General features: G+C 70.2%; 17 protein-coding genes. 15 read left to right on the top strand and 2 right to left on the bottom strand.

Annotated features, from left to right (window positions below):
- Nucleotides 1-213: 213 nt before the first annotated feature.
- From ACIP5W_RS10325 to ACIP5W_RS10295, 7 genes are all read left to right on the top strand, one after another.
- Nucleotides 214-7,140: a polymorphic toxin-type HINT domain-containing protein gene (locus ACIP5W_RS10325; RefSeq protein ID WP_401469668.1), complete on the top strand. Its 6,927-nt coding sequence runs from the start codon at nt 214-216 to the stop codon at nt 7,138-7,140.
- Nucleotides 7,141-7,595: 455 nt separating this feature from the next.
- The gene (rplU, locus tag ACIP5W_RS10320) at nt 7,596-7,916 is read left to right on the top strand and encodes a 50S ribosomal protein L21 (RefSeq protein ID WP_007381993.1); all 321 of its coding nucleotides are present in this window, start codon (nt 7,596-7,598) and stop codon (nt 7,914-7,916) included.
- A 14-nt stretch (nt 7,917-7,930) separates the two neighbouring features.
- Nucleotides 7,931-8,185: a 50S ribosomal protein L27 gene (gene rpmA, locus ACIP5W_RS10315; protein ID WP_040253648.1), complete on the top strand. Its 255-nt coding sequence runs from the start codon at nt 7,931-7,933 to the stop codon at nt 8,183-8,185.
- Nucleotides 8,186-8,310: 125 nt separating this feature from the next.
- Nucleotides 8,311-9,756 (top strand): GTPase ObgE, encoded by a 1,446-nt coding sequence (obgE, locus tag ACIP5W_RS10310; RefSeq protein WP_401469663.1) that lies wholly within the window; start codon nt 8,311-8,313, stop codon nt 9,754-9,756.
- A 687-nt stretch (nt 9,757-10,443) separates the two neighbouring features.
- On the top strand, nt 10,444-11,943 hold the full coding sequence (locus tag ACIP5W_RS10305) for an SDR family NAD(P)-dependent oxidoreductase (protein WP_401469660.1): 1,500 nt from the start codon (nt 10,444-10,446) through the stop codon (nt 11,941-11,943).
- Between the two features lie 156 nt (nt 11,944-12,099).
- Complete coding sequence (locus ACIP5W_RS10300; RefSeq protein WP_401469657.1) at nt 12,100-14,169, top strand: hypothetical protein; 2,070 nt, start codon at nt 12,100-12,102, stop codon at nt 14,167-14,169.
- Between the two features lie 244 nt (nt 14,170-14,413).
- Nucleotides 14,414-15,628, top strand: a complete 1,215-nt coding sequence (locus ACIP5W_RS10295; protein ID WP_401469654.1) for a glycosyltransferase family 2 protein — start codon at nt 14,414-14,416, stop codon at nt 15,626-15,628.
- An 80-nt stretch (nt 15,629-15,708) separates the two neighbouring features.
- Here the strand turns inward: ACIP5W_RS10295 and ACIP5W_RS10290 are convergent, their stop codons facing one another.
- Nucleotides 15,709-17,103 carry a polysaccharide pyruvyl transferase family protein gene (locus tag ACIP5W_RS10290; protein ID WP_401469651.1) on the bottom strand — a complete coding sequence of 465 codons (1,395 nt, stop codon included), beginning with the start codon at nt 17,101-17,103 and terminating at the stop codon, nt 15,709-15,711.
- A gap of 239 nt (nt 17,104-17,342) precedes the next feature.
- On the opposite strand from ACIP5W_RS10290, the gene proB reads away from it, so the two are divergent.
- The 5 genes from proB (at nt 17,343) to ACIP5W_RS10265 (ending at nt 22,421) form a co-directional block, all read left to right on the top strand.
- The gene (gene proB / locus ACIP5W_RS10285; protein WP_401469769.1) at nt 17,343-18,449 is read left to right on the top strand and encodes a glutamate 5-kinase; all 1,107 of its coding nucleotides are present in this window, start codon (nt 17,343-17,345) and stop codon (nt 18,447-18,449) included.
- Between the two features lie 175 nt (nt 18,450-18,624).
- Nucleotides 18,625-19,137, top strand: a complete 513-nt coding sequence (locus ACIP5W_RS10280; RefSeq protein WP_401469648.1) for a hypothetical protein — start codon at nt 18,625-18,627, stop codon at nt 19,135-19,137.
- 139 nt (nt 19,138-19,276) lie between these two features.
- Nucleotides 19,277-20,563 (top strand): glutamate-5-semialdehyde dehydrogenase, encoded by a 1,287-nt coding sequence (locus ACIP5W_RS10275; RefSeq protein WP_401469645.1) that lies wholly within the window; start codon nt 19,277-19,279, stop codon nt 20,561-20,563.
- Between the two features lie 78 nt (nt 20,564-20,641).
- Nucleotides 20,642-21,259, top strand: coding sequence for a hypothetical protein (locus tag ACIP5W_RS10270; RefSeq protein ID WP_401469642.1), 618 nt, complete (start codon nt 20,642-20,644; stop codon nt 21,257-21,259).
- Between the two features lie 88 nt (nt 21,260-21,347).
- Entirely contained in the window at nt 21,348-22,421 is a 1,074-nt protein-coding gene (locus ACIP5W_RS10265; protein WP_401469639.1) for a hypothetical protein, read from the top strand.
- Between the two features lie 142 nt (nt 22,422-22,563).
- Here ACIP5W_RS10265 and ACIP5W_RS10260 read toward each other — a convergent pair whose 3' ends face one another.
- Nucleotides 22,564-23,658: a M48 family metallopeptidase gene (locus ACIP5W_RS10260; protein ID WP_401469636.1), complete on the bottom strand. Its 1,095-nt coding sequence runs from the start codon at nt 23,656-23,658 to the stop codon at nt 22,564-22,566.
- A 140-nt stretch (nt 23,659-23,798) separates the two neighbouring features.
- Here ACIP5W_RS10260 and ACIP5W_RS10255 point away from each other — a divergent pair, with 140 nt between their 5' ends.
- The 3 genes from ACIP5W_RS10255 (at nt 23,799) to nadD (ending at nt 25,036) form a co-directional block, all read left to right on the top strand.
- Nucleotides 23,799-23,960, top strand: coding sequence for a hypothetical protein (locus ACIP5W_RS10255; RefSeq protein ID WP_401469633.1), 162 nt, complete (start codon nt 23,799-23,801; stop codon nt 23,958-23,960).
- A 194-nt stretch (nt 23,961-24,154) separates the two neighbouring features.
- Nucleotides 24,155-24,319 carry a hypothetical protein gene (locus ACIP5W_RS10250; protein ID WP_401469630.1) on the top strand — a complete coding sequence of 55 codons (165 nt, stop codon included), beginning with the start codon at nt 24,155-24,157 and terminating at the stop codon, nt 24,317-24,319.
- A gap of 78 nt (nt 24,320-24,397) precedes the next feature.
- The gene (gene nadD / locus ACIP5W_RS10245; RefSeq protein WP_401469627.1) at nt 24,398-25,036 is read left to right on the top strand and encodes a nicotinate-nucleotide adenylyltransferase; all 639 of its coding nucleotides are present in this window, start codon (nt 24,398-24,400) and stop codon (nt 25,034-25,036) included.
- The last annotated feature ends 15 nt before the right edge of the window (nt 25,037-25,051 follow it).

The following is a 25,051-nucleotide window of genomic DNA, read 5'->3' as shown; positions in this document are numbered from 1 at the left end:
GGGGGGTTCCCCCGGGGCGCGGCGGCCGGGGGGGGGGCGCAGATGTGGGCCGCGCTGCCGGCGTACCCCTACTTGTGCGGGAAAAACATAAGTGTGGTGGGCGGGCCCCCCCGCGCCCCGCCACACCTGTCCTGCGCACCACTTCTCCTTCTCTCGTTCCTACGATCAGGAAGTTGGCAGATGTTCTTCCGTGGCCGCTCACTGAGCCGCCGCATGCCCAGACAGACGCTGGTGGCGACAGTGATGGGACTCTCCCTCGCGTTGTCCGCCTCCTCGGTCCAGGCAGTGGTGCTCGACAACGGGGACCGGGGCCGCACCAGCCGCCCCGGTGTCCAGGACGACGGCGATCCCGCCGAGGGATCCGACGCCAAAGCGAAGAAGCGTCCCTCCGATCCGGCGCGCAAGGCCGCGGTCAAGGGTCTCGACAAGGCGGTGTGGCCGAAGCAGGGCGGCGCCGAGATGGCCGTCGGCGCGGCCGCCGCGACCGAGGCCGGCGGGCTGCCGGTCAAGGTCGGCAGGGCGAAGGCGCCGGCGCAGGCCAAGGCGGCGACGGCGGCCGGCAAGGTCCGCGTCGACGTCCTCGACCCGAAGCGGGCCGGGCAGCTAGGCGCCGGTGTCCTCCTCGGTGTCGAGCGTGCCGACGGCGCGGCCAAGGCGGCCAAGGTCCGCCTGACCGTCGACTACTCGGAGTTCGCCGAGGGCTTCGGCGGCTCCTACGGCTCGCGCCTCCAGCTCGTGCAGCTCCCCTCCTGCGCCACGGTCGCCGTGCCCGGCAGCAAGGAGTGCCCGGAGCAGCCCAGGGTGCTGCCCACGGTCAACGACGTGGAGGCGGGCACCGTCTCCGCCGACGTGACCGCGGCTCCGGCCCCGGCCGAGGGCGTCTCCACCATGGCCGCCGAGGCGACCTCGCTGGTCGCCGTCGCGGCGGGCCCCTCCAGCGCCCAGGGCACCTACAAGGCCACGGCCCTCGCGCCGTCCGCCAGCTGGAGCGTCGCCACCTCCTCCGGCTCCTTCAACTGGAACTATCCCTTCAGGTCCGTGCCGACCCCGGGCGGCCTGACGCCGACCGTCGGCCTCGGCTACTCCTCCCAGTCGGCGGACGGCCGCACCTCGGCCACCAACAACCAGGGCTCGTGGATCGGCGAGGGCTTCTCCTACGACCCCGGCTACATCGAGCGCCGCTACAAGCCGTGCTCCGACGACGGCCACGACAACTCCGGCGAGCAGTGCTGGGCGTTCGAGAACGCCACGGTCATGCTCAACGGCTCCGCCGGTGAGCTGGTCAAGGACGACACCACCGGCAAGTGGCACATGTCGTCCGACGACGGCAGCAAGGTCGAGAAGCTGACCGGCGCCACCAACGGCGACAACGACGGCGAGTACTGGCGCATCACCACCTCGGACGGCACCGAGTACTACTTCGGCCAGAACCGCCTGCCGGGCTGGGCCACGGGCAACGAGGAGACCAACTCCACCTGGACCGCGCCGGTCTTCGGCGACGACTCCGGCGAGCCCTGCTACAACGCCACGTTCACCAGCGCGTACTGCCAGCAGGCCTGGCGCTGGAGCCTGGACTACGTCAAGGACACCCACGGCAACGTGATGTCCTACTTCTACGACCGCGAGACCAACTACTACGCGCTGAACGGCAAGACGGACGTCAACGGCACCGCGTACCACCGCGGCGGCTACCTCAAGCGCATCGACTACGGCCAGCGCGACGGCCAGGTCTACGCGGCCAAGGCCCCGGCCCGGATCGTGTTCAACACCGCCGAGCGCTGCCTGCCCACCGCCGACTTCGACTGCGCGGAGAGCAAGCGCACCAAGGCGAACGCGGCCAACTGGCCGGACGTCCCGGTCGACCAGGAGTGCAAGGCGAGCACGAAGTGCACCTCGCCGGTGCAGACCTTCTTCACCACCAAGCGGCTGACCTCGGTCGTCACCCAGATGCGCAAGGACGCCACGACCTACCAGGACGTGGACGCCTGGATCCTGACGCACCTGTTCACCGACAACGGTGACGACTCCAAGACGCTGTGGCTGTCGAAGATCGAGCACGAGGGCCGCGCCGGCACGACCGCGATCAAGCTGCCCTCCGTCGACCTGTTCGGCGAGCAGCTCGCCAACCGCGTCGACGCGATCGGCGACAACATCGCGCCGTTCCACCGCTTCCGGCTCTCCATGGTCCTCAGCGAGACCGGCGCCCAGCTCGACGTCAACTACGCGCCCACCGACTGCACCAAGGCCACGCTGCCGGCGCCGGGCGAGTCCACCAAGCGCTGCTACCCCGTGAAGTGGGCCCCGCCGGGCTACCTGGAGCCGATCACCGACTGGTTCCACAAGTACGTCGTCTCCGCGGTCATCGAGACCGACCGCACCGGCGGCAGCGACGGCATGGTCACCCGCTACGAGTACCAGGGCGACGCGGCCTGGCGGAAGGCGAAGCCGGACGGCATCACCGACGCCAAGTACCTGACCTGGGGCGGCTGGCAGGGCTACGGCAAGGTCAAGGTCACCTCCGGCACCGCCGACGTGCAGAAGACGCGCGTCGACTACACGTTCATGCAGGGCATGGACGGCGACAAGGACGCCTCCGGCAACGCCCGCTCGGTGACGGTGAAGGACTCCACGGGCGCGTCGTACTCCGACGACGAGGAGTTCACGGGCCACCAGCTCGAGGTCGCCACCTACGACGGCGCCAAGCTGATCTCCAAGTCCATCCAGACCCCGTGGAAGCACTACACCGCCACCCAGGCCCAGAGCTGGGGCACCACCCGCGCGGTGATCGTGCGCTCCCAGACCGGCCGCGGTTTCAACCTCCAGTCCGACGGCACCTGGCTGGAGACGAAGTCCACCACGACGTACGACACCTCCAACGGCACCGGCCGGGTGCTGACGGTCGACGACCAGGGCGACGTCTCCACCGCCAAGGACGACACCTGCACCCGCACCACGTACGCGGACAACACGGCGAAGAACATCCTGTCGCTGCCCGCACGCAGCGAGTCGGTGTCCGTGAAGTGCGCGACCACGCCCGACCGCAAGACGCAGGTCCTGGCCGACGAGCGGACCTCCTACGACGGCGGCGCGTTCGGCGCGGAACCCACCAAGGGTGACGCGACCAAGACCGAGCGGATGACGTCGCACAACGGCACCACGGCGACGTACCAGGTCACCGGCACCACGACCTACGACGCCTTCGGCCGCCCGCTGTCCCAGAAGGACGCCAAGCAGCAGGGCACGACGGAGGAGACGAAGACCGTCTACTCCGAGACCAACGGCCTGCTGACGAAGACGACCGTCACCAACGCGCTCGGCCACGCCACCATCACCGACTACGCACCCGCCTGGGGCATGTCGAAGGGGCAGACCGACCCGAACGGCAAGCGGACGGACCTCGCGTACGACGCCATGGGCCGGCTGACCTCCGTCTGGCTGGCGGACCGCACGACGGCGCAGACGCCGAGCATCAAGTACTCGTACAACGTCCGCAAGGACAAGGTCACCTCGATCAGGACCGAGAAGATCGAGAACGACGGGTCCTACGGCGCCGAGTACCAGCTCTACGACAGCCTGCTGCGTCCCCGCCAGATCCAGACCGAGGGCCCGGACGGCACCCGCATGGTCGCCGACACCTGGTACGACGGCACGGGCAACGTCAGGAAGACCAACGCCACGTACAACGCGGCCGGCGCCGCCTCGGACGAACTGCTGATCGTCGCCAACGGCCAGGTCGGCCAGCAGAGCCTCATGGAGTACGACGGCCTGGGCCGCCCGACCGCGCAGATCCTCGCCGTCGGCGGCGGTGAGCAGTGGCGCACCACGACCACCTACAACGGCGAGCTGACCAGCGTCGACCCGCCGATCGGCGGCGTTCCCACCACGACGGTCACCGACGGCCAGGGCAATGTCTCGGAGATCCGCCACTACCGCGGCGCCTCACCGGCCCCGGGCGTGCCGTACGACTCGACGAAGTACACCTACACCGCCCTGGGTCAGCTGGAGACCGTCACCGACGCCAAGGGCAACGTGTGGCGGTACGAGTACGACCAGCTCGGCCGTAAGACCAGGTCGATCGACCCGGACGCGGGCACCTCGCGCGTGGAGTACGACGAGCTGGACCGGCCGGTTGCCACGTACGACGCCCGGAACAAGAAGACCTCCACGGTCTACGACAGCCTCGGCCGTGTCCTGACCACCTGGCAGGGCGACGTCAACACCGGCACCAAGCTCACCGAGACGAGGTACGACAAGGCGGGCTGGCTGGGCCAGGCCTACGGCTTCCTCAACTACACGTCGGCCACGGAGTACTTCGCCACGGCGATCCAGTCGATGGACGAGTTCTACCGCCCGCTGAAGACCGCCTACCAGGTACCCGCCTCACAGGGCGACCTGGCCGGCACCTACGTCTACACGTCCACCTACAACCGGGACGGGACGCTCCAGACGACCGGCATGCCGGCCGTCGGCGACCTGCCGGCGGAGGCGCTTACCTACACGTACGACAGCCTGCAGCGTCCGACGACCATGACGGGTACCACCCCGTACGTCACCAACACCGTCTACTCCGGCAAGAGCCTCATCCAGCAGCTGGAGCTGAATACCGGCAGCGGCAAGAAGGTCTGGCAGACCTACGACTACGAGAAGGGCACCGACCGGCTCACCCGGTCGATCGTCGACGTCTACGGCGCGACGGCCCCGGCCAAGGACTCCCGGTACTCCTACGACCAGGCCGGCAACGTCCTGTCCATCGCGGACACCGCGAACACCGCCGCGCCGGACATGCAGTGCTTCGCCTACGACGACCGTCAGCGGCTGAAGGACGCCTGGACGCCGACGGCCACCGCGACGACAGCGGCCGGCATGGGCACCCGCGGCTCCTCCGTCCCGGTGGAGGGATCCGGCCCGACGGCCTGTGACTCCGCCGCCGGCACGAGCGCCCTCGGCGGTCCGGCCCCGTACTGGAAGTCGTACGAGACCGACGCCATCGGCAACCGCGTCTCGGAGACGGTCCACGACACCGGGCTCGACGCCGCGAAGAACATCACCCGCAGCTACGAGTACGGCACCGCGGGCACGCTGGGCGACGGACCGCACCAGGTCACCAAGATCGTCGAGAAGACCCCGACCGGTGACCGGCAGTCGACGTACGAGTACGACGACGCCGGCAACACCACCAAGCGCACCATCGGCGGCAACGCGCAGTCCCTGCTCTGGAACGACCAGGGCAAGCTGAGCGAGGCCACCGAGGCGAACGGCTCGAAGACCAGCTACCTCTACGACGGCTCCGGCAACCGCCTGGTGCGCAAGGACCCGTCGGGGACGACGGTCTACCTGCCCGGCACCGAGCTGAAGCTGTCGGCGGACGGCACCAAGAAGGAGGCCACCCGCTACTACGAGTACGCCGGCCAGACGGTCGCCGTACGGACCGCGGGCAAGGTGTCCTTCATCGCCTCCGACCACCACGGCACGGGCGAGGTGGCGATCGACGCCGCGACCGGCGCGATCAGCCAGCGCCGCTTCGACCCCTTCGGCGTCGACCGCGGTGAGAAGACCGGCGTCTGGCCCGGGGAGAGAGGCTATGTCGGAGGCACGATCGACGCCTCGACCGGCCTGACCCACCTGGGGGCACGCGAGTACGACGCGGTGATCGGCAAGTTCATATCGGTCGACCCGGTCATCGACTACACGCAGCCGCAGCAGATCAACGGCTACGCGTACGCGAACAACTCGCCGGTCACGCACGCCGACCCCAGCGGCATGATCATCCCGGAGTGCCGGGAGGGTCTGATCGAGTGCCGCGGCGGTGTGCCGTACTTCCCGAAGACCGACGTCGACAAGGCGGAGTCGGAGAAGGACAAGGCGGCCTGGAACGTCACGCAGGCACAGGGGCAGCAGTCCGCGGCCAAGCAGCGCATCAAGTCCGCAGGCAAGGCCCTGGTCAAGATCGCGCGCGACATCCTCGGTGTCGACGCCGCACTGGACTGCATCTCCAGCGGTGACGTCGGCGCCTGCGGCGAGACCCTGCTCAACATCGCCGGCAGCTTCGCGGGCGGTCTGGCGGGCAAGATCCTCGCCAAGTACGGCGCGCCCTGGAAGTGGGCCAAGGGCCTCAAACTCGCCAAGCGGGTCACCAACCTGGTGGGGGACCTGATCGGCGGGGCCAAGGACCTGTGGAAGGCCAACAAGGCCGTCGGCAAGGCCCAGGCCGGGCTCGCCAAGGCCGGGGAGAAACTCGCGGCCGCCAAGAAGAAGGCGGCCGAGGCCCTCAAGAAACGGAAGAAGAACGAGGAGGGCGGTTCCTGCCCGGTCGGCGGGAAGCACAGCTTCCTGCCGGGCACGAAGGTGCTGCTCGCGGGCGGCAAGACCAAGCCGATCGAGAAGGTGAGGCTCGGTGACAAGATCACCGTCACCGACCCCGCCACCGGCGGCACGACGGTCCGTGAGGTCGTCGGCACCATCGTCACCGAGGACGACAAGCACTTCGTCGACCTGACGATCAAGGGGACCTCGGGTGAGTCCGAGACCCTGGTCTCCACCACGACCCACCCCTTCTGGTCGGACTCCGAGCAGGCGTGGATCGAGGCCGGGGACCTGAAGCCGGGCATGCGCCTGCACACGGCGAACGGCGAGGTGGTCGAACTCACCGCGATCCGTGCGTTCGACGAGCGTCGACGCACGCACGACCTGACGGTCGAGGACGTCCACACCTACTACGTGACGGCGGGTGGCACGTCACTTCTCGTCCACAACTGCGGGGAGGCCGACGACGACCTCCTGGACTTCGCCGACGAGGCGCTGAGCATGGACTCGTCGGTCCGTCCGAATGTGGCCACCAAGGCGACCTCGGCGGACGGGAAGCACACGGTCTACTCCTACGCGCAGGACTCGCGGACCGGTGGCATGCCGGAGAAGACGGCCAGGGCCGTGGCCCAGTCCGGGCACCACGGCGGCTGCGGTGAGGTCGGCTGCGCCGTCCAGCTGGAGAACTTCCAGGCGCTGGAGGGCGCAACGTTTCAGTCGGTGAAAATCGGGGGAGGCGCGAGAGGCAATGCCTTCCCCCTGGACGAACACGGTGAGCTGCTGGGGCCCTGCCCCGCCTGCACCCGCTTCCTCCCGTTGATCGGAGGCAAGGGATAGCGATGACCATTCCGGACGAGCTTCGAAGCGCTCTGCGTGACTTTCGAGCGGTACGTGCTCGAAAGCCGCTCGAGTCCGCTGAGGCGGCGGAGTTCGCTGACTGGCACGAGAGGATGGCAGTCGCACTGCAGTTCCTCGCGGGACACCTGATCCATGAGACGGACCAGGTGCAGGCGAGGGACTCCGCCGCCAGGCACCGGCAGGAAGCGGCACGGTTCCGGCGCTCGCCGAGCTGATCCGCACATCGTCGGGCGAGTGTGTCACGGGGCCCGGTTTGACCCCTCAAGCCGGGCCCCGTAACCTTGACCGTCGGCGTGTCGATCGGCACGCCACATCCCCGTAAACCTCTTCCTTCCGGACGCCGGTCTGCCGGTGGCCGGGAGAGGTCGCCCGTGTTTCCCGCCCGGGCGGCTGGCCTGCGGGGGTGCCGTTCTCCGAGCGAAAGAGAGACCCGCGTGTACGCCATCGTGCGCAGCGGTGGTCGCCAGCACAAGGTTGCTGTCGGCGACATCGTTGAGGTTGACAAGATTTCCACCGCCAAGGTTGGCGACACGGTCGAGCTCTCGACCCTGCTCGTTGTCGACGGCGACGCTGTGACCAGCGACCCGTGGGTGCTGGCCGGCATCAAGGTCCAGGCCGAGGTCGTGGACCACCACAAGGGCGTCAAGATCGACATCCTTCGCTACAAGAACAAGACCGGTTACCGCCGTCGTCAGGGCCACCGCCAGCAGTACACGGCGATCAAGGTCACTGAGATCCCCGCGGCTGCGAAGTAAGGGACTGAGGAGACATGGCACACAAGAAGGGCGCATCGTCCACCCGGAACGGTCGCGACTCCAATGCCCAGCGGCTCGGCGTGAAGCGCTTCGGCGGTCAGGTCGTCAACGCGGGTGAGATCCTGGTCCGCCAGCGCGGCACCCACTTCCACCCCGGCTCCGGCGTCGGCCGCGGCGGCGACGACACGCTGTTCGCGCTCCAGCCCGGTGCGGTGGAGTTCGGTACGTTCCGTGGCCGCAAGGTCGTGAACATCGTTCCGGTCGCCTGACCTCAGGCTTTCCGGGAACGCTTCGCGAGGCGGACCTCACTTCCCTTCCGGGAAGGCGGGTCCGCCTTTCGCGTGTTAGCACAGGTAACACCCGTACATCACGTACATCACTGGAGGCACCCACCATGACCACCTTCGTGGACCGCGTCGAGCTGCACGTCGCCGCGGGTAACGGAGGTCACGGCTGTGCCTCCGTCCACCGTGAGAAGTTCAAGCCGCTCGGCGGCCCGGACGGCGGCAACGGCGGCCGCGGCGGGGATGTCATCCTCACCGTGGACCAGTCGGTGACCACCCTGCTCGAGTACCACCACTCCCCGCACCGCAAGGCCACCAACGGCAAGCCCGGCGAGGGCGGCAACCGCTCCGGCAAGGACGGCCAGGACCTGGTCCTGCCCGTGCCGGACGGCACCGTCGTCCTGGACAAGGCGGGCAACGTCCTCGCCGACCTCGTCGGCCACGGCACCTCCTACGTCGCCGCCCAGGGCGGCCGCGGCGGTCTCGGCAACGCGGCGCTGGCCTCGGCCCGCCGCAAGGCGCCCGGCTTCGCGCTGCTCGGCGAGCCCGGCGACCTGCACGACATCGTGCTGGAGCTGAAGACCGTCGCCGACGTGGCGCTGGTCGGCTACCCGAGCGCCGGCAAGTCGTCCCTGATCTCGGTGCTGAGCGCCGCCAAGCCGAAGATCGCCGACTACCCGTTCACCACACTCGTGCCCAACCTCGGTGTCGTCACCGCGGGTTCGACCGTCTACACCATCGCCGACGTCCCCGGTCTCATCCCCGGCGCCAGCCAGGGCAAGGGCCTGGGCCTGGAGTTCCTGCGCCACGTCGAGCGGTGCAGCGTGCTCGTGCACGTCCTGGACACCGCGACCCTGGAGTCCGAGCGCGACCCGGTCTCCGACCTCGACATCATCGAGGAGGAGCTGCGCCAGTACGGCGGGCTCGGCAACCGCCCGCGCGTCGTCGTCCTGAACAAGATCGACGTACCGGACGGCAAGGACCTGGCGGAGATGGTGCGGCCGGACCTGGAGGCGCGCGGGTACCGCGTCTTCGAGGTGTCGGCGGTGGCGCACCTGGGCCTCAAGGAGCTGTCGTTCGCGCTGGCCGACATCGTCGGCACGGCGCGCGCCGCGAAGCCGAAGGAGGAGGCCACCCGCATCGTCATCCGGCCCAAGGCCGTGGACGACGCCGGCTTCACCGTCACGCGCGAGGAGGTGGACGGGGAGCTGGTGTTCCGCGTCCGCGGCGAGAAGCCCGAACGCTGGGTGCGCCAGACCGACTTCAGCAACGACGAGGCCGTCGGCTACCTCGCCGACCGTCTCAACCGGCTCGGTGTCGAGGACGAGTTGATGAAGGCGGGCGCCCGTTCCGGCGACGGCGTCGCCATCGGCCCCGAGGACAACGCGGTCGTCTTCGACTGGGAGCCGACCGTCACGGCCGGTGCCGAGATGCTCGGCCGCCGCGGCGAGGACCACCGCTTCGAGGCCCCGCGCCCGGCCGCGCAGCGCCGCCGCGACCGCCAGGCCGAACGCGACGAGGCGACCCAGGAGTTCGAGGGCTTCGAGCCCTTCTGAGCCACCGGCTCCACACGGCTCCACACGGCCCCGTCGCGGCTCGCGCCGCGGCGGGGCCGTCTTCGGCTTCCAGGACGTCAAGGCACCGGGGCCTCGTCGCGGCCGTGGATTCCTCATTCCCGCCGAGATCGGGAGTCCGCCGGGATCGGGACGCCGCGGAATCCCGATAAGGAATTCCGCCGCCCGTCCTCCCGAAGATCCTTGTTCCCGACCGGTCCTCCACCGCGCGTTCGCGCGGTGGAGGACACGTGCGGCCCCGCGCCGCGTGACGTGAGGATCTCCACGCCGGCCCGGGCGTCGTACGGGACGTCCGTGGTGACGCCCGCGGTGGCGGCCGCGGCGTCCGGTGGGCGCGTCGCGAGCGGCCGGTGCACCGGAAGCCGTCGAGGGAACTCGTGAAAGCACTCGGTCGTCGCCGCCCGAAACGGCGGCAACTCCGGTGAGCCGCAATCCCGTCACTCTCGGCAATCCGATACCGTCTGTTCCGTTACTCACAGGATTTCACGAGACGATGCGAGGAAGGTTCGCCCGAGTCAGGCCAATCACCCGCAGCCGTAAGGCGCAGTCGCGTCGCAAGGTGAATGGCGGGTGGCGCGCACATATGCACTGAACGGCGCTCACCTTGCATCGTGGTTACCGAAAGTGGGAGCATTTCCCCGTTCCCTGTCGCCCCGAGGTAGGTCACCCGTGTCCCAGCGCATAGCCAAGCCCCGTACCACCGCAGTGATCCTGGCCGGTGGCACCGGCCAGCGGGTGGGTCTGTCGATCCCGAAGCAGTTGCTGAAGATCGCCGGCAAGGCCGTCATCGAGCACACCCTGACCACCTTCGAGCACGCCGACTCCGTCGACGACGTCATCGTGCTGATGGCGCCGGGCTACGTGCCGGACGTCGAGAAGATCGTCGCCAAGGCCGGGTTCACCAAGGTCTCCCGCGTCATCGAGGGCGGCTCCACCCGCAACGAGACCACCGAGCGGGCCATCTCCGCCCTCGGCGAGGGCCTGGCCGAGGGCGAGGACCTCAACGTCCTCTTCCACGACGCCGTGCGCCCCCTGCTCTCGCAGCGCGTCATCGACGACTGCGTCGCCGCGCTGGAGCGCTACCAGGCCGTCGACGTGGCCATCCCGTCCGCCGACACCATCATCGTCACCCGCACCCACGGCGAGGACGGGGAGTTCATCACCGAGATCCCGGACCGCTCCCGGCTGCGCCGCGGCCAGACCCCGCAGGCCTTCAAGCTCTCCACCATCCGGCGGGCCTACGAGGTCGCGGCGGGCGACCCCAACTTCCAGGCCACCGACGACTGCACCGTCGTCCTGCGCTACCTGCCGGACGTGCCGATCCACGTCGTGGCGGGCGACGAGTACAACATGAAGGTGACGCAGCCCGTCGACGTCTTCATCGCCGACAAGCTGTTCCAGCTCGGCTCCACCGCCGCGCCCGAGCAGATGAGCGAGGAGGCCTACCGCGAACTGCTCACCGGCAGGACGCTCGTCGTCTTCGGCGGCTCGTACGGCATCGGCAAGGACATCGCCGAACTCGCCCGGTCCTACGGCGCCCACGTCTACGCGCTCGGCCGCTCCACCACCAACACCCACGTGGAGAACCCGGAGGAGGTCGACGACGCGCTGTCCAAGGCCTACGCCGAGACCGGCCGCATCGACTACGTCGTCAACACCGCGGGCGTGCTGCGCATCGGCAAGCTCGCCGAGACCGACAACGCGACCATCGAGGAAGCGCTGAAGGTCAACTACCTGGCCCCGGTCCAGATCGCCCGTTCCGCCTACAAGTACCTCTCCGAGACCAAGGGCCAGCTGCTGCTCTACACCTCCAGCAGCTACACCCGAGGCCGCGCCGAGTACAGCCTCTACTCCTCGACCAAGGCCGCCATGGTGAACCTCACCCAGGCCCTGTCCGACGAGTGGGCGGCCGACGGTGTCCGCGTCAACTGCGTCAACCCGGAGCGCACGGCGACCCCCATGCGCACCAAGGCGTTCGGCCAGGAGCCGGCGGGCAGCCTGCTCTCCTCGGAGACCGTGGCCCGCACCTCCCTCGACGTGCTCCTCTCCGAGCTGACCGGACACGTGATCGACGTCCGCCAGCAGGACCCCACCGCCGACGCCTCCCGCGCCTCCGGCTTCGAGCAGGCCCTGGCCGGCGTGCTCGACCGACAGGACGGCGTGGCATAATCAACCGCTATCAGCCTTAAAATTCAGGCCTCTGTGGCTCCCTGTTTACGGGATATTCACAGAGGCCTGAATCCGTAAAACTCCGGAAACCTTCACAACGTATTTTCCGGACTTTTCGGATTCACTGACCGGCCCCCTCCCAGAGCAGGTTTCTCCGTGATAACGACCGCCATTCGCGTCGCCCGGGTGGGCAGCGTGGCCGAGCTGGCCGCGGTGGCCCTCATGACGCTGGGCTTCCCCTGCCTCATGCTGGCCGCGCTCGTCCCGAACGTCCCCGCCTTCGCCGTCGCGGCAGCCGTGACCTACCTTGCGGACCTCTACCTCCACCGCAGGGGCAGCTACCTCATCAGCCTCCTCGGCAAGGTGAGAGCCGGACTGTCGACCCGGTTCCTGGTCAGGGAGCTGCTGCTGATCCTGCTCCTGGCCCGGCTCGAACTGTCCGAGGAGCCGGTCTTCTACGCGGCGATCGCCTGCTTCACCCTCTTCTTCGGCCTCCAGGCCCCGCACGGCGCCCTCGTCACCCTGATCGACAAACGCCGTCAGATGCCGGTCGTGACCCGCAACGTCGACCTGGTCTCGCGCCTCACCGTCCCCGACGCCCCGCCGCGCCTCCTGCTGCGCCGGGCCGGCGTGAAGATGCTCCACCTCGACCTCGCGGCCGTCGGGGGCCTGCTCGCGTACGCCGTCACCGACAGCGAGACCGCCGGCTTCGCCGGAGTCGGCGTCACCCTCGGCCTCGGCACCCTGTACGTCCTCGCGCTGGCGCCGTACCTGCGCGCCAAGCGGATCCCGCCGAAGGCCGACAAGGTCCTCAAGACCGTCAGCGCCTGGCTGCGCGAGTACCGCCCGGAGACGGTGCTGTACTTCTCCGGTTCCGCCGACTCCGCCTACCAGCTCAACATGTGGCTGGAGACGATGGAGCAGATCGAGTCCCGCCCGCTGATCATCCTGCGTGAGCGCGTCATCCTGGAGAAGATGGCGCCCACCACGGTCCCGGTCGTCTGCGTGCCCGGGGGGGTGCACCTGATGAACATGGACCTCTCCATGGTGCGGGTCGCGTTGTACGCGGCGAACGTCGGCAAGAACATCCACCTGCTGCGCGTGCCCACCATGAAGCACGTCTTCATCGGCCACGGTGACAGCGACAAGCTCGCCAGCGTCAATCCCTTCAGCAAGGTGTACGACGAGGTGTGGACCGCCGGCCGCGCGGGCCGCGACCGCTACGCCATCGCCGACGTCGGCATCCGCGACGAGGACATCGTCGAGGTCGGCCGCCCGCAGCTCGCGCCCATCGCGCCCTGGCAGGGCGCGCCGGCGGACCGGATCCCGACCGTGCTGTACGCGCCCACCTGGGAGGGCTGGGACGACGACCCGGGCAACACCTCGATCCTGCTGGCCGGCGAGAACATCGTGAAGAAGCTGGTCGCGGCCGAGCCCCCGGTCCGGGTCCTGTACAAGCCCCACCCCTTCACCGGCACCCGCAGCGCCAAGGCCCGTGCCGCGCACCGCCGGATCACCGCCCTGGTCGAGAAGGCCGCCGCCGAGCGTGCCGCCGATCCCCGGTTCACCGCGGACCCGGCCGCCCTGGCGAAGGCCAGGGCCGAGCTGACCCGCCTCAAGGCCCGCCTCGACGAGCTCTCCCTCACCTTCGACGAGAAGGCGGACGAGGCGGTGACGAGCCGCGACGGCCTCGTCGACATGCGCAGGCACCAGGAGGCCGCCCGGCTGCGCGCCGACTGGAACGACGCCTACTGGCGCTCCTTCCCGTCGTACGAGCACCGCGTCATCACCGGCGGCGAGCCGCGGCTGTACGACTGCTTCAACGCCTCCGAGGCGATGGTCTCGGACATCTCCAGCGTCGTCTCCGACTTCATCGCCAGCGGCAAGCCGTACGCCGTCACCGACTCGGCCGAGCTGGGCGCGGAGGAGTTCCGGCGGCAGAACACCGCGGTGCGCGCGGCCGTGATCCTCACCAACGACGCCGCCGGGGTGCAGCAGCTGCTGGACGCCGTCCGGGACCCGGCCGCCGACACGCTGGCCGAGGACCGCAAGGAACTGAAGGAGTACCTGCTCGGCCCCGACGAGCCGACCTCCATCGAGCGGTTCGACACCGCCATTGCCGACCTCGCGCTGAAGGCCGAGGCCCGCAACGTCGGCCAGGAGTCCCATGTCGTCGCGGCGGCCGGGGAGGCGGAACTGGCGGAGGGCGGCGTGACCGCGGTCTGAGGCACCCCGCGTGTGAAGCCCGCGGTGCGAGGCGCCCGGTGCGAGGCGCCCGGTGCGAGGCACCTGTGTGACATCGGCTCGGCCCCCGGAGAGGGAATCTCCGGGGGCCGAGCCGTTTCCCTAAACTGTGACGCGGCGCACATCGGGGCGCGGGTAACACGGGCAACCCCTTTCTGCAATCACCCGTCTATCGGGTTGCCGGATCTTTGACCAGGGGGAAAACCGTGCGTGACGAGGGGGAGAAGTGACCGTGGCGGAGCCCGATGTCAGTGTCATCATCGGGGCGTACGAAGCGATGCCGTATCTGGTCGAATGCCTGGCATCGGTGGAGGCACAGTCCCTGGATCCGGCGCGCATCGAGGTGATCGCGGTCGACGACGGCTCCACGGACGGCAGCGGCGACTGCCTGGAGGAGTTCGCCGCCCGCGCGCCCATGGCGGTCACCGTGATCCGCCAGGCGAACTCCGGCGGCCCCAGCGGCCCGCGCAACGTCGGCCTGGCCAGGGCCACCGGCCGTTACGTCTTCTTCCTCGACGCCGACGACCGGCTCGGGCCCGAGGCCCTGGAACGCATGGTCGCCATGGCCGACCGCAACGGCACGGACGTGGTCCTCGGCCGCGTCGAGGGCGTCAACCGCAAGGCACCCCGGTCCATGTGGGGCAAGACCTTGGAACGGACCGACGTCTTCTCGTCCAACATCAAGTTCACGCTCAGCGCGCAGAAACTGTTCCGGCGCGCGCTGCTGGAGCGGCACGGCATCCGCTTCGACGAGTCCCTGTGGACCGGCGAGGACGCGGTGTTCACCATGGAGGCCTACCTGCGGGCCGACGGCGTCTCCGTGGTCGCCGACCACACCTGCTACTACCTGGTGGGCCGCAGCGACGGCAAGCACGTGACCAAGAGCGGCAGCTACACCCTGCGCTTCGACTCCGCGCGCGCCCTGATGGAGCTGATCGCCCGGATGCTGCCGCCCGGCCCCAAGCGGGACGTGCTCATGGTCCGCCCGTTCCTGGTGACCGTCCTGCCGCAGTTCGGACCGGTCTTCCTCAGGAACGACGAGGAGATCCGGCGAACCAAGCTCGAACTGGCCAAGCCGCTGATGGACGCCTACTGGAACGAAGGCGTCTCCCACCGCCTCCGGGTCCACGAACGGCTGCGCCTGCACCTGGTCGCCGAGGGGCGCCCCGACCTCCTCGCGGAGGTCGTCGAGTTCATCAAGGACAAGCGCGAGCCCGACCCCGTACTGGAGAAGCGCGGCACCCGGCTCTACCTCGCCTACCCGCACTTCCGGGACCGCGCGGCCGGCATCCCCGACCGCGTCTATCTCGCAGAGCCCCGGGAGGCCAGGGAGTTCCCGGGCTGGCGCCAGGGCCCGACCGAGTCCTTCCTGCGCAGGGCGACCCGCAAGGTACGGCGCACGCTGCGCCGGCTGAGGGCCCGGACGACGGCGGCGGCGTGACGCGGGTGGCGGCGTGAGACGGGTGGCTGCGTGACGGGGGCGGCCACGGTGGTGTGCGGGCGCGGGGGAGAGCCCCGGGGCTACTTCGGCGGCTTCAGCGCCCTCCGCAGCGGCCCTCCGACCGCCCGTCGGGCACGCCGGTAGATCGACGGAGTGACCAGCGCGGCCTTGGTCGTGCCCCGTGCCCCCGCCCGGCTCTTCGCCAGCTCCCGCTTCAACTCGGTGTTGTGCGCGTCCAGTTGGCTGATCCGCTGCTGCAGCCACCCGAACCGGCTCGTCAGCGAGGCGAGGTCCGTGTCGTTCCAGGGCCGCACCCCGGCCGGGAAGGACAGCGACCGCAGCTTCTCGTCGAAGGCCGCGCCGCCGTCGCCGTGCGTGAAGGTGTTCTCCAGGCCGTTCTTGTCGAGGAAGCCCGTGAACCGCTCGAAACGCTCCCGGTGGTTGCCGGTCAGCGGCCCGAAGTCGGCCTCCTCGTAGAGGGTGGCCGGGTCGAGGTCCGCGGGCACCTCGCTGAGGAGGCGGTGCGGGATCTCGAAGTAGCGGCACAGCTCCAGCGTGCGCGAGTCGAAGGCCAGCACCGTCGCGGGCGTACCCGCCAGCAGCGCCGCGATGTTGCCGTGGATCCGCGAACCGAACGAGTAGTCGAAGCCGCGGAGGTCGTCCATCCACGTCACCGGGTCGACGTACACCCGGACCTTGTCCTCCCGGTACATCGGGTGGTCGGGGTGGGTCGGCATCTGCGTCACGCGGCCGGCCGGGGAGTCCACGTCACGCCAGTGGAGCTGCTTGGCGTCGGTGAGGTTCTGGCCTATGTACCGCAGGTTCGGGTAGTGCGCGTGGGTCCGCGTGATGATCCGGTGCAGACCTCCGCTGCGCACCGCGGTGTGCGAGCCGTTGACGGCTATCCGCGACTCCGGGGTGAGCGACTCGGCCCGCTTCTCCACGGTCAGCCGGTCGCCGTGCAGGAACATCGACGGGCAGCCGATGACCTCCACGTCCCGGAACCCCATGTCGGTCAGGTACTTCTCGGTGAACTCGCCGCGCACGCCGATCGACGCGCTGCGCTCCAGCACCGCCGAGCAGAACGCCCGCACGGTCGGCTCCATGGCCCTCAGCCGCGCGGGGTCCTGGTCGAGGCCGGCCTGCGCGCCGACGCCCAGCACCACGACCGGGATCTTCAGCCTGCCGATGAGCCGGGTCAGTCGCTTCAGGGAACCCTCGAAGGACGGCCGGAAGGCGTTGGCGAGGGGCACGACGAACGCGTCGTACTCCTCGTTGATCCGGCCCGCCGCGGCCAGGTCGGTCCGCATGCTGTTCGAGACGACCTCGGTGCCCGGCACGGTGAGGATCTTGTGGGCGGCATCGCTGAAGATCAGGTTGCCGGAGTTGGTGGCGATCACATCGCGGTGGAGGGCCTCCTCGACGGGGACCACGTCGAAGGGACTCTTCCCCGACCTCAGGAGTATGCGCTTCACAGGGCGAACTTTAGGTCACGCGGACTTCGAAGGAAATTTTGGATCTCTTCAAATTTCCTGTGGAACCTGCACGAGCTCTTTGCCCTACGCAAACGGCGAACGCCCGCGGGCGCAGCGTGACCGTCCCGGCACGTGAAACCCCGGCGCGCCCTCCGCCCCCCTTCGCGTAGATTGCCTGGCGGGCAGCCGTGGACCTACACGAGGGGACGAAGAACAAGGTGGCAGGGGCAAGGCAGGCCGTGCGCGAGGCCCGCAGGATCGTCGTCAAGGTGGGCTCCTCGTCGCTGACCACCGCCTCCGGCGGCCTGGACGCCGACCGGGTGGACGCGCTCGTCGACGTCCTCGCCAAGATCCGCAGTGGGGGAGAGCGCGAGATCGTGCTGGTCTCCTCCGGTGCCATCGCCGCCGGACTCGCACCGCTGGGCCTGCGCCGCCGGCCGAAGGACCTCGCCCGGCAGCAGGCCGCGGCCAGTGTCGGCCAGGGCCTCCTCGTGGCCCGCTACACCGCCTCCTTCGCCCGCTACGGCGTCCGCGTCGGCCAGGTCCTGCTCACCTCCGACGACATGAGCCGCCGCGCCCACCACCGCAACGCCTCCCGCACCCTCGACAAGCTGCTGGCGATGGGCGCCTTCCCGATCGTCAACGAGAACGACACCGTCGCCACCGACGAGATCCGCTTCGGCGACAACGACCGGCTCGCCGCCCTCGTCGCCCACCTCGTCCACGCCGACCTCCTCGTGCTCCTCTCCGACATCGACGGCGTGTACGACGGCAACCCCAGCAAACCCGGCACCTCACGGATCGCCGAGGTGCGCGAACCCGCCGACCTGGACGGCGTCGAGATCGGCAGCGCCGGCCGGGCGGGCGTCGGGACCGGCGGCATGGTCACCAAGGTCGAGGCCGCCCGGATCGCCGCCGCCGCGGGCATCCCCGTCGTCCTCACCAACGCCGTCCACGCGGCCGACGCCCTCTCGGGCGGGGACACCGGCACCTACTTCCACGCCACCGGCAAACGCTCCGCCGACCGGCTGCTGTGGCTCCAGCACGCGTCCACCCCGCAGGGCTCGCTGACCCTGGACGACGGAGCCGTACGGGCGGTCGTCGAACGCCGCACCTCGCTGCTGCCCGCCGGGATCGCCGCCGTCGAGGGCGACTTCAGCGCGGGCGACCCGGTCGAACTGCGCGACGGCTCCGGGCACGCCGTGGCCCGCGGCCTCGTCAACTTCGACGCCAAGGAGATCCCCCAGCTGCTCGGCCGCTCCACCCGCGAACTGGCGCGCGAACTCGGCGCCGAGTACGAGCGGGAGGTCGTCCACCGGGACGACCTGGTGATCCTGCACCCCTGAGGACCCCGTCCCGCGTCCGTCCCCGTGCCCGTGGTCGAACGGCCGCTCCCGGCGACGCTCGAACGGTCCGTACCGGTGGGGGACGTTCCGTGAAACGGCCCCACGGAGCCGTGCGGCCTGCTCCACTTTGTCTCTGGGACATGTTCCGCACGAGCGCTGCGTAAAGGAGGCCGTCGTGAGACGAGTACGCCCTGGGGTGGCAGCGGCCCGTGGGGGTGCCGGCGGGGCGAGTCCGGCGGCCTCGCGCCCGGCGGGCGAGGAACGCGCCCTGACGAGCGTGGCCACCGGGGAGAACTACCGGGGGCGGCAGGAGGACGCCGGCCCGGGGCAGACCCGCCCCGCGGACCTGCCCCGCCTGTGGCACGTCACCCTCAGCGTCTCCGGCGAGGAGGCCGACCTCAAGGAGGTGCGGCGCGCCCTGGAGCAGCTCGCCCACGACCACCCCTTCCTCCTGACCAGCCGCTACGCCGCCGACCACGCGGAGATCCGCTACTGGGAGGAGGCCCGCGACCTGCACGACGCGGCCGCCGTCGCCCTGCGCCTGTGGGGCGAGCACCGTCAGACGGCCGGGCTCCCGCCGTGGGAGATCGTCGGCCTGGAGGTCATCGACCGCCAGACCTACCACCAGCGCATCGCCGAGGGCTACGGCCCGGCCCCGGCGACCCCCGTCGGGGTCCACCCCTACTGACCCCGTCCGGCCCCGGGTACGAGCCGCCACAGGCGTCTCGGCCGGTGTCGCCACAGGCGTCTCGGCCGGTGTCCCGTGGTGTGTCTCGGGGTGTGGAACGAGCCATGAGCGGGTCCGCGCCGCGCACTACCCTTTCCCCATGACCACGCTCTCGCCGTACGACGCCCTCTCCCCGGTGATCCAGGCCGCCTACCGCGCCAAGGCGGCCGCCGCCGACCTCGCGCCGCTGCCGCGGGCCGCCAAGGACGACGCGCTGCTCGCCATCGCGGACGCGCTGGAGGTCCGTACGAGCGAGATCGTCGAGGCCAACGCCAGGGACATCGCCAAGGCCCGCGAGGCCGGCACCAGCGAGGCGATCGTCGACCGGCTCACCCTCACCCCGGAGCGGGTGCGGGCCATCGCCTCCGACGTGCGCGACGTCGTCGCCCTGCCCGACCCCGTCGGCGAGGTCGTGCGCGGCTCCACCCTCCCGAACGGCATCGACCTGCGCCAGGTCCGCGTCCCGCTCGGTGTGGTCGGCATCATCTACGAGGCCCGCCCGAACGTCACCGTCGATGCCGCCGCCCTGTGCCTGAAGTCCGGCAACGCGGTCCTGCTGCGCGGCTCCGGCTCCGCCTACGAGTCGAACAGCGCTCTGGTGCGGGTGATCCGCGACGCCGTCGGCGGTGCCGGGCTGCCCGCCGACGCCGTCCAGCTCGTGCCGGGGGAGGGCCGGGAGAGCGTGCGCGAGCTGATGCGCGCCCGCGGTCTCGTCGACGTGCTGATCCCGCGCGGCGGCGCCTCGCTGATCCGGACGGTCGTATCGGAGTCCACCGTTCCGGTGATCGAGACCGGCACCGGAAACTGCCACGTGTACGTCGACGCCCAGGCCGACCTCGACATGGCGGTCGACATCCTCATCAACTCCAAGGCCCACCGGGTCAGCGTCTGCAACGCCGCAGAGACCCTCCTGGTGCACCAGGACATCGCCCCCGAGTTCCTGCCCCGCGCCCTCGACGCCCTCGCGGACGCCGGGGTCACCGTCCACGCCGACGAGCGCGTCCTGGCCTACGCCAAGGACTCCCGGGCGACCGTCGTCGAGGCCACCCCGGAGGACTGGGAGACCGAGTACCTCTCCTACGACATCGCCGCCGCCGTCGTCGACTCGCTCGACAAGGCCGTCGAGCACATCCGGCTGTGGACCTCCGGCCACACCGAGGCCATCGTGACCACCTCCCAGCAGGCCGCCCGCCGCTTCACCCAGTTGGTCGACTCCACCACGGTCGCCGTGAACGCCTCCACCCGCTTCACCGACGGCGGCCAGTTCGGCTTCGGCGCGGAGATCGGCATCTCCACCCAGAAGCTGCACGCCCGCGGCCCCATGGGCCTGCCGGAGCTGACCAGCACCAAGTACATCGTCACCGGCGACGGTCACGTACGGCGCTGACGGGGAGGCACGCGGCGCCCGCCAGGGGCGTGAGAGGCGTCTCAGCAGGCGGATGAATTTCCGTACCGTCTGCCCAAATTGACCCCCCAGGTCTACTCTGGATCCGTGCCGGAGGACGTGGGGGGCACGCCGTTCCCGGACGGCTGGAAGCCCGACGACGACCACGACCGCGGGGTGTCGGACGAAGAGTTCGCCTCCGTGGTCTTCGACGAGGCCTTCGTACGGGCGGCACCGGTGCACGAGCCGACCGCCGTCGAACGCCTCCTGGCCGCCGCGCAGGCGAGAGCCGAGGCCTCGGAGGCCGAAGCCCGCCGCGCCCGCGGCGACCGCTACGACGACCTGTACGGGCCCGGCGTCTTCGGCCATGATCCGGACTACGACGACCCGGACGACCTCGAGGACTCCGACGACCCCGACGACCCGGACACCTGGGGCCGCCGGCACGGCGGTTTCGGGCCGTACGGCAAACAGGTCCGCTGGCATCGGCCGGTCGCCTGGATGCTCGCCGTGGTGATGGGCGTGGGCATGGTCGCGCTGGCCTTCGCCGCGGTCTACCGGGGAGCCTCCTCCTCCGACAACCGCGACCACGCGCCGTCGCCCGCGTCGACCGGACTCGAAACCGGTGCCGGGCCGGTCCCGTCCGCCTCCGCCGAGCAGGTGCGGCCACCCGTCGCGGCCGTCCCGCGCACGCCCTGAGGGAGTACCGCCGACCGGGTGAGAACCTGTCAGAACTTGTGGCGCAGCGGGGCGTTTACCCGGGCTCCCGGCGACCTACTCTGAAGGTATGGGCGGGCCCGGAGAGCCACCGGAGGGGGCACCCGAGGGAACTCCCGGTGGCGGCGAGGACGAGTACCGATCCGTCGTCTTCGACGAATCGTTCGTCCGCGCTGCCCGCCTCCAGGAGTACTCCGCCGAGGAACGCATCGCCGACCACGCCCCCGCCGTACGCCGCCGCCCGCCCGCGCGGCGGACCGGCCTGCCCCGGCAGGCTTTCGCCCTGGTCCTGCTGATCGCTCTCGCCTTCAGCACCGCGGTCTACATGGGCGTCCGGCACCCCTACCAGAACCCGGCCGCCCGCCGTGCCGTCGAGCCGCTGCGGATGACCGTCATCCCCCTCGCCCCGCAGGGCGCCGTGCCCGGCACCGCCGACCTCGCCCGCCTGTTCGCGCACAGCCCCGCCGCCCGGTACCGCGTCGGCGCCGAGGGCATCCCGCTGCCGCCCTCCCGGCGCACCGCGCACTTCTCCGACAGCCAGGTCGTCACCGCCCTGAGCACCGCCAAGGACTACATCGTGCGTTCCTCGCTCTATCCGGAGGTCCTCACCGGGCAGCAGGTCAGGCCCGTACGCATGCTGCTCGACCCCGATCAGCTCGACCAGTTCGACGAGAGCTTCACCCACCCGGCCGCCGACGGACGGCACGCGCCCACCGGATGGCTCGTGCGCTTCGATCCCGCCCGAGCCGAACTCGCCGACCGCGGGATCCGCGTCCAGGGCACCCTCCAGGCCGCCGAGGCCGACGCCGCCACCCTCGAGGTCAACGCCGACCACACCTTCGTCTACGCCCTGCGCCCGGCCGGAGCCGACGCCGGGGCCCCGGTCTCGCTGTTCACCGTCCGCCGTGAGCTCCAGTTCCGCTTCGACCGCGACGACCTGCGGCTGCGCCAGACCCAGCTGATCGTCTCCTACGTGCAGGCCGGCCCGCTGTCCTGCGGCGAGGACTCCACGAACCACCTGCGGCCCCTGCTCGCCGGCCGCACCGCCGCGGCGGACGGCCCGGCCGGTACCGACCCCTACGCGACGGGCGGGGCGACGGCGCTCTGCGGATCGCTGGCGGCGAGCGCACAGCCGAGCGTGTGAGCGGCGGGAGCCGGAAGGGCGGGAGCCTGAGGGGCGGGAGCCTGAGGGGCGAGTCCGGGGAACGGGGCGTGCCGGCGGGGCGTGGACCGTCGGAGGCGTCAGCGGTGGGGCCGGCCGCGCCCCGCCGGGCGACCGGGGCCCGTCAGGCTTCGTCGCGCGGGGGCGCGTCCGTCGGACGGTCCCGCGGGGGCGCGGTGCCGGTGAAGCCGTCGAAGCCGCGGCGCACCCGGCCACCCAGGCTGCCCGCCCCGCCCGCGATGTCGGTGACCAGCTTCATCAGCGGGTCCTTCGAGTTCTTCATGTGGTCGGAGTAGTGCGACGCGGACTCGCGCAAGGAGTCGGTGACCGAGGTCTCCTTGTCCTCGGTGCGACGCGGGTAGTGACCGTCCAGGATCCGCTGGTGGTCTCGGGACTCGGCCCACTTCTTCAGCTCGGCCGCGCGCACGGTGGTGAAGGGGTGGGAGCGGGGCAGTACGTTGAGGATCTTCAGCACGGAGTCACGCAGGTCACCGCCGGCCTCGTACTCCTCGGCCTGCTTGAGGAACGCGTCCACGTTCATCTCGTGCAGGTGGTTGCCGCCCGCGATCTTCATCAGGCCGCGCATCGAGGCCTTCAGGTCCTGTCCGACCAGCAGGCCTGCCCGGTCCGCGGACAGCTCCGACTTGCGGAACCACTCACGCAGCGCGGTCACGATCGCCATGATCGCGAGGTTGCCCAGCGGGATCCAGGCGACCTTGAGGGCGAGGGTCGTCAGGAACAGCAGGATCGTGCGGTACACGGCGTGCCCGGACAGGGCGTGGCCCACCTCGTGACCGATGACGGCCCGCATCTCCTCCTCGTCGAGCAGCTCGACGAGGCCGGTGGTCACCACGATGATCGGCTCGTCCAGACCGATGCACATCGCGTTGGGCTGCGGGTCCTGGGTGACGTACATCGCCGGGACCTTCTCCAGGTCCAGGATGTAGCAGGCGTCCCGCAGCATGTCGTTCAGGTGGGTGAACTGCTGGTCCGAGACACGGACCGAGTCGGACAGGAACAGCAGACGCAGACTCCGCTCGGGCAGCAGCCCGCTGAGCGCCTTGAAGACCGTGTCGAAACCGCTCAGCTTGCGCAGCGCCACCAGGGCGGAGCGGTCGGCCGGGTGCTCGTACGCACGCGACGAGATCCCGGGGAAGCGCCTGCGCTGCCTGCTCGGCACGTTCTCGTGACCGTTGTGCTCGTGGCCGTCGTCGGACATCCATCCCCCAAGTGCGTGTGTATGGCCCTGGTACGTGTGGTCCTTTGCGGACCTTTGTGCAGCCCTTTGCGCCCCCGAAGCAGGGCCCGTCCCAGGCGGAGTTACGGTGGACGGGCACCACACCGAAGGAGTCCCGCGACATGGAGCACACCCCCACCGCCGCCTGGATCGCGCAGGCCGTCGGCGCCGCGCAGCAGCAGGGTTCGGGGTATCTGCTCCGGGTCGTACTGATCGTGATGGTGCTGGGTTGTGTGCTGACGGCCTGGTTCCTGTTGCGGGGCTACAAGCGGAAAGACGACTGAGCCCCCGGGAAGGTTCCCCCTCGCTTCCCACCCGGCGCCCGCCTCCTCCGGAACCGCCCCCCGAGCCGCCGCCGTCGGTGCCCGCGGGCGACCGGCCTCCTCAACGGCGGAGTCGGCGTGTGGCGTGCCGAGGCGCCCGCTTACGATGGGCCGACATCTTTATCCCGCCCTCCATCGGATAGGTCCTGCCGAAGATGAGCTTCCACAGCGCAGCCGCCCAGTTGGTCACTCTCGCCGCCGAGGGCGAGGAGCACGGTGGCAACCACGAGAGCCTGAGCCCCCTGGTCACCGGTGGTGCCGCGTTCCTGATCCTGGTGCTCCTGCTGTGGATCACCACCCGTTTCAACCGCGACCGCTGAGACCAGCGTGTTCATAGCAGGGCACTTCGGGCATCGGTCGAACCGTGTCCTCGGGACGGGCCGGTAGGGTCTGCACGCATGGGAGAGCAGGACATGCCTACCGGTCCGTCGAGCAGGCCGTCGAAGCCCGGCAAGCGCCGCCTCGGCGTCATGGGCGGGACCTTCGACCCGATCCACCACGGGCACCTCGTGGCGGCCAGTGAGGTCGCCGCGCAGTTCCACCTGGACGAGGTCGTGTTCGTCCCGACCGGCGAGCCGTGGCAGAAGAGCCACCGCAGGGTCTCCCTGGCCGAGGACCGCTATCTGATGACGGTCATCGCGACCGCCGAGAACCCGCAGTTCTCCGTCAGCCGCATCGACATCGACCGCGGCGGTCCCACCTACACCGTGGACACCCTGCGCGATCTGCGGTCCCTCAATCCCGACACGGACCTCTTCTTCATCACGGGTGCGGACGCCCTGGGGCAGATCCTGACCTGGCGGGACAGCGAGGAACTGTTCTCCCTCGCCCACTTCATCGGTGTCACCCGGCCCGGCCACAACCTGGCCGACCCCGGCCTCCCCGAGGGCGGCGTCTCCCTCGTCGAGGTCCCCGCACTGGCCATCTCCTCCACGGACTGCCGCGCGAGAGTCGCCAAGGGCGACCCCGTCTGGTATCTGGTGCCGGACGGAGTCGTGCGCTACATCGACAAGCGCGAGCTGTACCGCGGCGAGTGAGCCGAGAGGGGCACC

Origin of the sequence: Streptomyces sp. NPDC088766 (assembly GCF_044750845.1) — a bacterium.
Taxonomy (GTDB): domain Bacteria; phylum Actinomycetota; class Actinomycetes; order Streptomycetales; family Streptomycetaceae; genus Streptomyces.
This window is presented reverse-complemented; position numbering and strand designations above follow the sequence as displayed.